This is a genomic window from Dolichospermum sp. FACHB-1250 (genome assembly GCF_014696335.1).
GTDB classification, from domain to species: domain Bacteria; phylum Cyanobacteriota; class Cyanobacteriia; order Cyanobacteriales; family Nostocaceae; genus Dolichospermum; species Dolichospermum planctonicum.
Genome location: NZ_JACJPZ010000031.1, coordinates 45791 through 56822 on the forward strand (window position 1 = coordinate 45791; position 11032 = coordinate 56822).

Below are 11032 nucleotides of genomic sequence, written 5' to 3' on the forward strand. Positions count from 1 at the left end.
TGTGATGAATGTGATATGGTAAGACAATGGCGTAAATAAGGCTATCTGTTATGACTACCAATTTACAATCTACATTCTTAAGTAGTTATATTTATGATCAGGATTATTGTTTGTGGATAGAAACTACAGCTAAGTTGTTACGCAATCGCCAACTAGAACAAGTTGATTTTGAGCATTTGATTGCAGAAATAGAGGACATGGGGAAAGAAAAACGACGTGAATTAAAAAACCGACTCATAGTTTTACTAATGCACTTGCTTAAATATCAATTTCAACCTGAAAAACGTTCTTCTAGTTGGGTAAGTACAATTTGGGAACAGTTTTATCAAATTGAATCTTTATTGGAGGATAGTCCTAGTCTCAAACCTTATTATTTAGAACTATTTTCTGATTGTTATTTAAAAGCTGTTCGCGCTACTAGTACGGAAACTGCTGTATCTATTCAGGTTTTTCCTATTGACTCTCCTTTTGAGCCTTTGGATGTCATTAATTCTGATTTTATCATGACAGTGCTGAGTCAGAAGGAAATTTAATTTTTATTTTTGGTTAAATTAATGTAATTGTCATTAGCTAAACCTAAATTTAGGTGAAGTTAATTGTATTTTAAATCTTCTATTTGGCGGTGATTTGTAATTCAATTCGTTGTCCGAGTGCGGCCAGTGTCCGTTCTATGGTAGATAACTTTGTTGCATGGTGAGGATCTAAAATCCGTCTTACTTCCTTTTCATGGATATTGAAGGAGTTACCTTGAGTAATGGCTTCTGGCAAATCACGAAATATCACTACAAAGCCACCATCTTTTTCATCAGCAGTCAATAAGGCTGGATATACAAATCGAGTCATAATAATCCTGGTGTTAAATTTCATGTTCTTCAATTCCCAACTGATTTAACATGGCTTTGAAAGTGCCAGTTTTTAGTTCATCTTTGGGGTTACGAACAAATGATCGCGGGCAAGATGCCCGCACTACATTAAAATACGCGATGTTGTAAAGATGGCATTTGTCGGCGTACTTGTTCTAATCGAGTAGGTTTAATTTCGGCGATCGCTACTCCCGGTTTTTCGCCGGCATCTGCTAAAATTACACCCCAGGGGTCTATAATCATAGCGTGTCCATGGGTTTGGCGACGGTGATAATTATTACCAGTTTGAGCAGGAGCAATCACGTAGCAGGTATTTTCTATCGCCCTAGATTGTAACAATACTTGCCAATGGTCTTTCCCTGTAAAAGCCGTAAAAGCGGCGGGTATAAATAAGACATCTGCACCGTGACTGGATAAATGGCGATATAATTCAGGGAAACGGACATCATAACAAATAGACAGGCCAATTTTGCCCAAATCAGGGGAAGAATAGACAGAAGGTAATTCTTGTCCAGCCATGACGGTACTTGATTCTTGATAAGTATTACCATCAGGGACATTGACATCAAATAAGTGTACTTTTTGGTAACGGGCGAGTTCTTGACCGTTAGGACTGACAAGTAACGCTGTATTATAGACTTTACCATTACCATTTACAGGGATAGGGAAGCCGCCGCCGAGAATGGTAACTTGAAAACGTTGTGCCATTTGGTGAAGAAATGTTTCCGTGGCTTGGGCGATCGCAATTCCTTGTGCTATTTTATCTTTTTCTTCACCCATAAAAGAGAAATTTTCTGGTAAACCCACTAATTCCGCACCTTGACGCACGGCCAAATCAATTAATTCTTCTGCTTGGTCCAAATTTTTTTGTAAATCCGGTACACTGGTCATTTGAATAGCGGCGGCTAAATAAGACTTCATAGATTCAAGAACAAACGGTAGATTGAAACAATACAGATATTCAATAAGTAGGTTAGCGTCAAAAATTGTCGTTATGACAAGAGGGAAGAGAATTGGGGAAATTTTACTTTTTGTTACATACTGTTGTTTTTTGTGCCTCTCGACTCATATCTTTATATCATATCAGTTTGAACAACTGAAAACACCTATCCTCCGCATTCACCCAATGGTTGAAAATCTAGTTCACAGATGATATTTTTATTGACAGTCAAAGCAAACTACAAGCTAGATATTATGCTAGATAGTATTACAGACTGGGATTACGGTTAATCCAAATCGCTCTCATTCCTGCTGCTTTAGCACCTTGATAGTCATCCCTGATACTGTCGCCAATGTGCCATGCGTCTTCCGGGGAACAATTGTGCTTTTTTAAAGCGATTTTAAAAATTTCTGGATCTGGTTTAGCGGCACGGACTTGAGTAGAAATGGTGACAGAAGTAAAATATTCTTTCAGCCCCAAACCTTGTAATACCAAGTATAAACGGGAATCAAAATTAGATAAAACACCCAATTCAACCCCTAAGCGTCGCCAGTTCATTAAAGCTAAGAGAACATCAGGATAAACATACCAAGGTTCAGGAGTACCAAAGTGAATATAAAGTTCACTAAAAAAAGCGGAAAAATCAGTAAAATCTTTGAGAACACCTGCACCTTCAAAAGTATTTAAAGCAATAATGCGCCACCAATCATATTCGCGTTGGGGAATATCTTTAATATCTGTGTTAGGAAATATAGGTGGTGGTGCGGACTTAAAGCTTTTAATAAAGTTTTGATCTAAAATTTGGGCGGAAACTTCGACACCAAATTCCTGGGCGATTTGTCGGTAAATTTCACCTATACTAGTTTTAACACCAAACAATGTGCCTACAGCATCTAGAAAAATTACTTTGGGTTTTTTCATAATAATTAATATTTAAGTCCTCAGTAGTGGGTAAATACATAGCAATGATATCTGAATTTGTGTGGCTTACGTTTCAGATCCCCGACTTCTGCGAGAAATCGGGGATCTTGATCTTAATTTTGAAATTATTGGGAAATGGCTTGTATTATAGGGCTAAATAACCAGTTAAAACCGACTTTTAACTGATGATTTAATGTGGGTAAACGATAGAGATAAGCCAGACGACGGGCTAAATACGCAAAAGAACCGTCTAATTGCACACCCAAACCTGTGAGAGTGGCGTTATCTATTCCTAAAGCCATCATTTCCCCTAATGGTTGATAGCGGAAGGGAAGGAGGGGACGATTGGTAATAGCAGCCCAGATATTCCATGCGGTATAATCAGCTTGTTGAAATGCGACTTGGGCTGTTGCGGGGACTTGCTTTCCTTCTGCGTCGAGACAGTCTGCTAAATCCCCTAAAGCGAATATTTCGGGATGTTCCAGAACTTGTAATTGGGGTGTGGTGGTAATTTGTCCGCGCTGATTTTGCTTGACTGGTAAAGCTGTCACCACTGGAGAAACCTTTGTTCCTACTGTCCAAATTACCAAATCCACGGGAATGGTGTCTACTTGACTTTTATACTCCAAAGAGATACTATCTTTGTCAATGGCGACTACTTTGGTTTCTAAGTCAATAAATACGCCTTTGCTATCTAAGGCTTTTTTAGCGGCTTCACGGTTAAATTCTGGAGAAGTTCGTAAAATTTGATCACCGACCTCAATGAGGCGAAAACGTCCTTTTTGTCCGATTCTATCTGCTAATTTACAAGCTAATTCTACCCCACTGTAACCCCCACCAACTATGGCGACACGGATTTTTTCTGGGTTTTTTGCTTCTAAAATTCGCAGCCGTTCTTCCAATCGGTAAGCGTCAGTAATAGTACGAAATGGGTAGGCATTGTCAGTAGCACCGGGAACTAAGTCTAGAGGGGTTTCGCCACCTAATGCTAATACTAAGTGGTCATAATTCAGTTCTGATTTATTTGCTAATTGGACTCTTTGCTGGTTGATATCTATGGCGGAAACCGTGGATTGGTAAAATTGAATACCTGTTTCTTGGAGTAATTCGGAGTAAGGTGGGGCTATTTCCCAGGTTTGGAGTTCTCTGGTCAGGAGTTCGTAAAGTAGGGGAGAAAAGACAAAGCGATCGCTCTGATCTACTAAAATAATTTCAGGTTTTGGTGTAGATTCCCAGGGTAATTGGCTTAAGCGTAGCGCGGTGTAGAGGCCACCAAAGCCACCACCGAGTATACAAATTTTTGTAGTTGGTTGAGTCATAATTTTTTTAGCAACTAAATTCCAGTCAGATATTTATTTTAGTGTAACGATTTATTGCGTTCTCTTGCCATTAGCCAACAATCCTGATATTTACCTTCGTGTAAATCATGACCTGATAAAAGCTTGACTTTGACAAAACCACATTTTTCATAACAGCGAATAGCGCGAAAATTTTTCACATTAGGATCGATAACGATTTTAGCAGCTTTCAGGCGATTAAAAAGATAATTTATAGCAGATAAAAGGACTTTTGTACCAATTCCCTGATTCCAATATTGAGTTTCACCAATAAATAAGTCAATACCATAAACATTATTAGTGTTTTCCAGCAAATACATTTGTTTAATATTTTCTGGTAATTTATGCAAATCATAATATTGTAAATAGCCAATTTCCAAATTTTGATATGAGAAAATACAGGGAATTAAAGGTTCTTCTCCTTTAATTCTAGGTTGATAGATTTCTATAACTTTTTCTAAATCAAAAGGATCATCTCTACCACCATAGAATTGTAATACTTTTTCATCACTACGCCATTTTTCCATTAATTGATAATCATGGATATCATCTTTCATGGGACGAATAGTAATTTGGTCTTTGATGATTAACATGAAAATTAAATACTGCTAATTATAAACTACATAGTTGCTAGTACAAATTCTCCTTCATTAACGGAGTTATTTATTGATATATCATAAACCAAACCTGTTTTCTCGGCATAAATATGAATAGTTGTGGGTAATTCACCGATTTTATTGAAAGTGAGAACCTCATATAATAAATCTCCCTGATTAACTAAAGTACCTAATTTAGGTTTAGATAAAATCATTCCTCCTACAGGACTCCAGTATTTTTTAATTTGACTGAGTGAACGAAAACTGATTTGATGGGATCTAGTTTCTGGTTGGGTTAAATCCTGTATTTCTAAAATGCCTTTTTGAGTTAAATAACTTTTAATTCCGCGCACTCCTTTAGATACTGAATCTGGATTCATTTGCATTCCAGTTCCTAATTCTAGGGTCCATGCTTCTATATCAAATCTGATTTTTTCGCCGGTTAATTTTGACAAAGCATCCTCTAAAGCCAACCAAGGTTTGATAAATGATTCATCAAAAGCATCACCATCATATTCATCAAATATAATACCATAATTGAGGAGAAATAAATTAGCACTATCTTCTCGATTTCGGAAACAATAGAGATATTCTATTCCTTCTCCAGTGTGACTATGTAAATCAATTACGTAGTCTGCATCTAAATAAAGAGATTGCAACTTATAGCGATATTTATCAGTTAGTTGTACACTACTAGGGGAATTTATTTTTTCTAAAAGACTGTCGAAACTAGATTTGATTTTTTGAAAAAAATTATACTTAATAGTGTCTATATCTAAGTCAATTTGAGTACAGGCAAATTCTTCTATATGATCATGTTGTTTTTCATAATCCCAAAAAATTCTATTCCAATTTTTACTATCATAAATATTGAATCTACCAGTGGAAAAGTGATGATTTCGCTGGTTAACAGCCAAAGGATTACAAACAGGAACAAGCCAAATTTCTCCTATTAGCTGAGTATTGTCTAGTGTGATTAAGAAATCAATGAGTTGGGAAATAACAGCATTACCAACAATTTCCGCACCATGTAAATTAGATTGTATATACACCTTTTTACCTGATTTAGCACCAAAAAACTTATATATCTGGAGAGAAAGAAAGTCACCAGAAGCGAGTTGAAAAACGGGAATAGTGGAAACAATGGGAATCATAAATAAAATCCAATAGTCGCTAAAAAACTTGTTTTAAGTATGTCAACACCCCTTCAGACTTAATTTTCTATTTTGATCTAGTTTAAATGCTGAAGGGGTGAATGAACCTAGACAAAACCTATCTTGTCAATAACCGCCGTCGTAAATTGTCTAAAGACGCATTGGCACTAACATAACGAATTAAAGAACGTCCGCGAATCGCTCCCAAACGATGTTCAAAACTTATGACTTGATCTCCAGGACCTGCTAACCCGATATATACTAAACCCACTGGTTTGTCTTCTGTCCCTCCAGTCGGTCCAGCAATTCCCGTAATACTTAATCCCCAAGTAGTTGAAAGACGATTTTTAATACCGATAGCCATTTGTTCGGCCACAGTCGCACTCACAGCGCCAAATTTATCTAAATCTTCTGGGTTGACTCCTAATAATCCGACTTTTACTGAATTATCATAAGCAATTACACCACCCCAAAAATAATCAGAACTACCAGGAATTTCTGTTAACATTTGCCCTAGTCCTCCACCCGTGCAAGATTCTGCTACTGATAGTGTTTCCTGGGAAGACCTTAACAAATTACCAACTACTGAAGCCAAACTGTCATCATCAGCACCGTAATAATCTAAGCCAGCAATTTCTATCAGTTGTTTTTCCACTGGTACAATTAAAGCCTGGGCTGTTGTTGCGTCGGTGGCTTTAGCGGAAATTCTTAATCTGACTTCTCCTTTGCCTGCATAGGGCGCTACTGTGGGATTAGTTAGGTCAAAGTAAGCAGCCACTTTTTCGGCTAAAGCTGATTCTCCAATACCCCAAAACCTTAAACTGCGGCTGTAAATAATTTCTTTTCCCCAACCTTGACTTTTAAGAAAAGGTACGGCTGTTTCTGACCACATTCGATACATTTCGCTGGGAACACCAGGGAATGTAAAAATAGTTAATCCAGTGCGAGGTTGCCAAATAATACCAGGTGCTGTGCCTGTGGGGTTAGGTAGAATTTCCGCACCTTGGGGAATTAAGGCCTGTTTGCGATTATTGGGAGACATGACTCGTCCCCGTTGGGCAAATTTCTCTGCTATATCTTCGACGATATCGGCTCGTTCTACTAAAGGAGCGCCAAAAAAATCAGCGATAGTTTCACAGGTGAGATCATCGGGTGTGGGTCCTAAACCACCTGTAAAAATGAGAATTTGCACTCTAGAAGCAGCAATTTCGATAACTTGCTTGAGTCTGTCTGGATTATCCCCTACTACTGTTTGATAGTAGTGGGGAATGCCTAGTTTTGCTAATTCTTGAGCAAGATATTGGGCGTTGCTATTCAGAATATCTCCTAGTAGCATTTCTGTACCAACACAAATAATTTCTGCACTCATGATAGTTCTTGATGATGTGAATAAACTTAAGAAACTTAAGTAAGTATTTGATCTGACTGGAAATTTGTAGCTGCGTGAATGGCGGTTAAAATTGCATTGTTGATAGCTAAATCCTTTGTTGATAAGATAATATTTTCTGACATGGTACGTTGAGCAATGACAGCACAAACAGCCGCCGCCACAAAATTATATACACCTGCCATTTTAAATAACATTCCCGATTCCATTTCGTAATTGAAAATATTTAATCGGCGATATTCTTCGGTAATTCTCTCAAGAGAACGTATTAAATAGGGATTAGCTGAATTAGTCCGTTCTTGTCCTTCATAAAAGGTATCAACTGAGGCGGTAATTCCCAAATAATGCTCAATTTTTAATTCTTGTGCTGCTTTGACTAAAGCCACGGTCAGGAAAGGATCTGCTATAGCTGGATACTCTACAGGTGCGATATCATTAGCTGCTCCTTGACGACACGAAGCCCCTTTACTAATAACAATACTCCCTACAGATATATGCGGTTGAATTGAGCCACAAGTACCAATACGAATTATTTGTCGAATACCTACTTGCACTAATTCATTAACTACAATACTCAAGGAAGGCGCACCCATTCCACTAGTAGCAGATAAAATCTTTTTTCCATTGGGTAAATAGCCTAAATAGCTATGGAGTCCACGATTTTCTGATAATATACGTACATCCTGTAAATAGGTGTGGGCGATGAAATTAGCCCGCTGGGGATCACCTGATAATAAAGCAATTTCGGGAGGAAATTTACCTAAATCTTCTTTGCTAAAACCAATATGATATAGCATTTTATTATCCATATTTTTGGAGGTTTTTTACTGCATTCTATCAATTGTCCGATATTGAATTGCTTCTGCTACATGGTGGGGTTTAAGATTTTCATCTCCTGCTAAATCTGCTATAGTGCGTGCTACTTTTAAAATGCGATCACTTGCTCTTGCGGATAACCCTAATTTCCTAATTGCAGATTCTAATAAATTACGACTAGGATCATCTAATTTACACCATTTTTGCAGATGACGACTTTGCATTTGGGCATTACATTGTAAATTTCTTTCTTCTTGAAAGCGAATTAGAGAAAGTTCTCTGGCTTTTTCGACTCTTTGGGCTACAGATTTTGATGTTTCTCCTCTTGGTTGTTGGGTTATTTCCTCTGGTTTCAAACGATTTACTGCGACTTGTAAATCAATTCTATCCATTAATGGTCCAGACAATTTTGCCCAGTATTGTTCTCGTTGTCGAGGTGAACAAGTGCAGGCTTGAATTGTATCACCATAATAACCACAAGGACAGGGATTTGTACTAGCTACTAATGTAAATTGAGCAGGAAAAGTGACAGATTGCTTAGTTCTAGAAATTGTCACATAACCATCTTCTAAAGGTTGACGTAAAAACTCTAAAACGTCTCTTTTAAATTCGGTTAATTCATCTAGAAAAAGTACACCTCTATGGGATAATGAAATTTCACCAGGACGGGGAAAAGTACCACCACCAACTAAAGAAGGACCAGAGGCAGAATGGTGGGGACTTCTAAAAGGACGATCTTTTACTAAAGAACCACGATTTTTTAATAATCCAGCTACAGAATGAATGCGTGTAACTTCTAACGATTCGGAAAAACTTAAAGGTGGTAAAATCCCCGATAAGCGCCTTGCTAACATTGTTTTTCCACTTCCGGGTGGTCCAACAAAAATCAAATTATGTCCCCCGGCTGCGGCAATTTCTAAGGCTCTTCTAGCATGAGCTTGTCCTTTGACATCTTGCAAATCTGCTAAATTTAAAGATGTTTCTGAGGGGTTTTCTAGGCTTTGATTAAACTGTACAGGTTTGTAATTTTTGGGATGATTTAATAAGTCTACTACATCAGCAATATGTTGACAACCATAAACTGATAAACCTTCAACAACAGCCGCCTCTTGAGCATTATCAACGGGAACAATAATACCGGAAATTCCCATTTTTTTTGCCGTTGCAGCAATGGGTAAAATACCAGCAACAGGACGCAAACTACCATCTAAGGAAACTTCTCCTAAGAATAAAAAATCTCCTAACAAATCTGCTTTAACCTGTTCAGAAGCTGCTAAAATTCCTATACTAATTGGTAAATCAAAAGCAGGTCCTTCTTTGCGTAAATCCGCAGGAGTTAGATTAATGACAATTTTCCGCATGGGAAAGGCAAAACCGGCATTTTTTAAGGTGGCTTTTACTCGTTCTTTAGATTCTTGAATGGCTGAATCTGGTAAACCTAAAATCACAATTCCCGGTAAACCCCCAGAAACATCAACTTCCACGCCCACCTTAACCGCGTCAATTCCAACAATAGATGCACTCCAAACTCTAGCCAGCATTTTTTACATATCAATAAACTTTATCCATATCAAAGCAGATTTTTAGGTAAATTAACAATGGGTGAAATCACTCAAGAAGATTGTTAATATAACAATAGCAGCTAAAGATGCAGGTGGCTTATGGTTCAAGCATTAACAAAATTATTAACCTGTGCAGAATTTGTCTTTCAATACGGTAACAAACCCCGCTATGAACTTGCAGAGGGAAAAGTGATTGAAATCGAACCAACTGGACTAGATGAAGCCGTTGGTGGTAACCTGGCAACTAAACTGGGTATTGCTATTACTCATGCTGAACTTCCCTAGTTTATGCCGCGCACCTGTCTAATCTGTCCTTTTGCAGAAACAGCCACAGCCCGATGACCTGATATTCTAGTATTAGATGAAACTGTGCTACACCATGAACCTTTAGGAGAGTTTATTAAATCAACTCTTTTACCTTCGCCGCAACTGCGTTTAGATGATATTATGCCGCGAAATTGTATAAATGTTAGTTAGGATATTCTAAATATGAGAAAAATAATTTTTTTCAATATCGCTTGGTCTTAATTCCTCTTTTACCCAATTGTTGGGTGCGAGGCTAATTAAGCGTTTGGTCAGGTCTGGACATAGAGCTATAGATAGATGCACTAATTAAATAACAACTTAACTTTTAATCGTCTGTTCTAACCATCGCTTAAAATCTTGAGCAGATGAGTAAGTAAAACTGCATGAGTCAGAACACAGAAACGATTTTCAGTAAAATCATTCGTAAAGAAATTCCCGCGCATATTGTTTATGAAGACGATTTAGCCCTGGCCTTTACAGATGTTAACCCCCAAGCACCAGTTCACATCCTTGTTATCCCCAAAAAACCCATAGTTAACCTGGCCACCGCTGAACCTGAAGATCAAGCTCTCTTGGGACATCTTCTATTAATAGTGCAAAAGGTTGCAGCACAAGCCGGACTAGAAAACGGTTATCGAGTAGTTATGAATACCGGTGTTGATGGCGGTCAAACAGTCCATCATTTGCATATACATATACTAGGCGGTCGTTCTATGTCTTGGCCTCCTGGTTGATTTTTACATCCAAAATAGTCCATAATTCCTGTGGGGTGGGCATCCTGCCCGCCCAATTATCACAATAGCTTCTATAAATCCCATGATATTAGGAAAACTTCTGAAATAGTCTAGAACTCCTGTGGGGTGGGCATCCTGCCCGCCCAATTATGACAAGAGCTTCTGTAAATTCCATCATATCAGAAAAACTAATGACTTTCATAACTAATACTTACTTTAAATATCTTTACAAATCGAAACATAAGGCTTAATATAAATTCATGAGGTAGAAACACCTACCAAAACATACATAACTCAAACGTAATTATAAACACATGACCACAACACTACAGCAGCGCCAAAGCGCTAACGTATGGGATCGCTTTTGCGAGTGGATTACCAGCACAGACAACCGCCTCTATATCGGTTGGTTCGGA

12 protein-coding genes are annotated in these 11032 nt (G+C 37.9%); 3 read left to right on the plus strand and 9 right to left on the minus strand.

Annotated elements, in window-relative coordinates; translation table 11 throughout:
- Window positions 1-50 precede the first annotated feature (50 nt).
- Complete coding sequence (locus H6F39_RS12595) at window positions 51-533, plus strand: DUF29 domain-containing protein (RefSeq protein WP_190396811.1); 483 nt, start codon at window positions 51-53, stop codon at window positions 531-533.
- A gap of 79 nt (window positions 534-612) precedes the next feature.
- Here the strand turns inward: H6F39_RS12595 and H6F39_RS12600 are convergent, their stop codons facing one another.
- The 9 genes from H6F39_RS12600 to H6F39_RS12640 all read right to left on the minus strand — a co-directional run bounded on the left by H6F39_RS12600 (window position 613) and on the right by H6F39_RS12640 (window position 9555).
- On the minus strand, window positions 613-843 hold the full coding sequence (locus H6F39_RS12600; protein ID WP_190396812.1) for a type II toxin-antitoxin system HicB family antitoxin: 231 nt from the start codon (window positions 841-843) through the stop codon (window positions 613-615).
- Window positions 844-971: 128 nt separating this feature from the next.
- On the minus strand, window positions 972-1784 hold the full coding sequence (locus H6F39_RS12605; protein WP_190372431.1) for a carbon-nitrogen hydrolase family protein: 813 nt from the start codon (window positions 1782-1784) through the stop codon (window positions 972-974).
- A 286-nt stretch (window positions 1785-2070) separates the two neighbouring features.
- The gene (locus H6F39_RS12610) at window positions 2071-2724 is read right to left on the minus strand and encodes an HAD family hydrolase (protein ID WP_137906810.1); all 654 of its coding nucleotides are present in this window, start codon (window positions 2722-2724) and stop codon (window positions 2071-2073) included.
- 125 nt (window positions 2725-2849) lie between these two features.
- Window positions 2850-4043: an NAD(P)/FAD-dependent oxidoreductase gene (locus tag H6F39_RS12615; protein WP_190372430.1), complete on the minus strand. Its 1194-nt coding sequence runs from the start codon at window positions 4041-4043 to the stop codon at window positions 2850-2852.
- 38 nt (window positions 4044-4081) lie between these two features.
- Window positions 4082-4654: a GNAT family N-acetyltransferase gene (locus tag H6F39_RS12620; protein WP_137906812.1), complete on the minus strand. Its 573-nt coding sequence runs from the start codon at window positions 4652-4654 to the stop codon at window positions 4082-4084.
- 26 nt (window positions 4655-4680) lie between these two features.
- Complete coding sequence (locus H6F39_RS12625; protein WP_137906813.1) at window positions 4681-5811, minus strand: succinylglutamate desuccinylase/aspartoacylase family protein; 1131 nt, start codon at window positions 5809-5811, stop codon at window positions 4681-4683.
- A gap of 118 nt (window positions 5812-5929) precedes the next feature.
- Window positions 5930-7180 (minus strand): competence/damage-inducible protein A, encoded by a 1251-nt coding sequence (locus H6F39_RS12630; protein WP_137906814.1) that lies wholly within the window; start codon window positions 7178-7180, stop codon window positions 5930-5932.
- A gap of 35 nt (window positions 7181-7215) precedes the next feature.
- Window positions 7216-8007, minus strand: a complete 792-nt coding sequence (locus tag H6F39_RS12635) for a nucleoside phosphorylase (RefSeq protein ID WP_190396813.1) — start codon at window positions 8005-8007, stop codon at window positions 7216-7218.
- Between the two features lie 15 nt (window positions 8008-8022).
- Window positions 8023-9555, minus strand: a complete 1533-nt coding sequence (locus H6F39_RS12640; RefSeq protein WP_190396814.1) for a YifB family Mg chelatase-like AAA ATPase — start codon at window positions 9553-9555, stop codon at window positions 8023-8025.
- Window positions 9556-9675: 120 nt separating this feature from the next.
- On the opposite strand from H6F39_RS12640, the gene H6F39_RS20760 reads away from it, so the two are divergent.
- Both H6F39_RS20760 and H6F39_RS12650 read left to right on the plus strand, forming a co-directional pair.
- Window positions 9676-9861: a hypothetical protein gene (locus H6F39_RS20760; protein WP_236097061.1), complete on the plus strand. Its 186-nt coding sequence runs from the start codon at window positions 9676-9678 to the stop codon at window positions 9859-9861.
- A gap of 404 nt (window positions 9862-10265) precedes the next feature.
- The gene (locus H6F39_RS12650; protein ID WP_028084856.1) at window positions 10266-10616 is read left to right on the plus strand and encodes a histidine triad nucleotide-binding protein; all 351 of its coding nucleotides are present in this window, start codon (window positions 10266-10268) and stop codon (window positions 10614-10616) included.
- Window positions 10617-11032: the final 416 nt, after the last annotated feature.

What these genes read in the sequence shown, in the direction of transcription:
- H6F39_RS12595 (WP_190396811.1), top strand. Translation starts at nt 51, where the DNA reads ATGACTACCAATTTACAATCTACATTCTTAAGTAGTTATATTTATGAT.
- H6F39_RS12600 (WP_190396812.1), bottom strand. Translation starts at nt 843, where the DNA reads ATGACTCGATTTGTATATCCAGCCTTATTGACTGCTGATGAAAAAGAT.
- H6F39_RS12605 (WP_190372431.1), bottom strand. Translation starts at nt 1,784, where the DNA reads ATGAAGTCTTATTTAGCCGCCGCTATTCAAATGACCAGTGTACCGGAT.
- H6F39_RS12610 (WP_137906810.1), bottom strand. Translation starts at nt 2,724, where the DNA reads ATGAAAAAACCCAAAGTAATTTTTCTAGATGCTGTAGGCACATTGTTT.
- H6F39_RS12615 (WP_190372430.1), bottom strand. Translation starts at nt 4,043, where the DNA reads ATGACTCAACCAACTACAAAAATTTGTATACTCGGTGGTGGCTTTGGT.
- H6F39_RS12620 (WP_137906812.1), bottom strand. Translation starts at nt 4,654, where the DNA reads ATGTTAATCATCAAAGACCAAATTACTATTCGTCCCATGAAAGATGAT.
- H6F39_RS12625 (WP_137906813.1), bottom strand. Translation starts at nt 5,811, where the DNA reads ATGATTCCCATTGTTTCCACTATTCCCGTTTTTCAACTCGCTTCTGGT.
- H6F39_RS12630 (WP_137906814.1), bottom strand. Translation starts at nt 7,180, where the DNA reads ATGAGTGCAGAAATTATTTGTGTTGGTACAGAAATGCTACTAGGAGAT.
- H6F39_RS12635 (WP_190396813.1), bottom strand. Translation starts at nt 8,007, where the DNA reads ATGGATAATAAAATGCTATATCATATTGGTTTTAGCAAAGAAGATTTA.
- H6F39_RS12640 (WP_190396814.1), bottom strand. Translation starts at nt 9,555, where the DNA reads ATGCTGGCTAGAGTTTGGAGTGCATCTATTGTTGGAATTGACGCGGTT.
- H6F39_RS20760 (WP_236097061.1), top strand. Translation starts at nt 9,676, where the DNA reads ATGGTTCAAGCATTAACAAAATTATTAACCTGTGCAGAATTTGTCTTT.
- H6F39_RS12650 (WP_028084856.1), top strand. Translation starts at nt 10,266, where the DNA reads ATGAGTCAGAACACAGAAACGATTTTCAGTAAAATCATTCGTAAAGAA.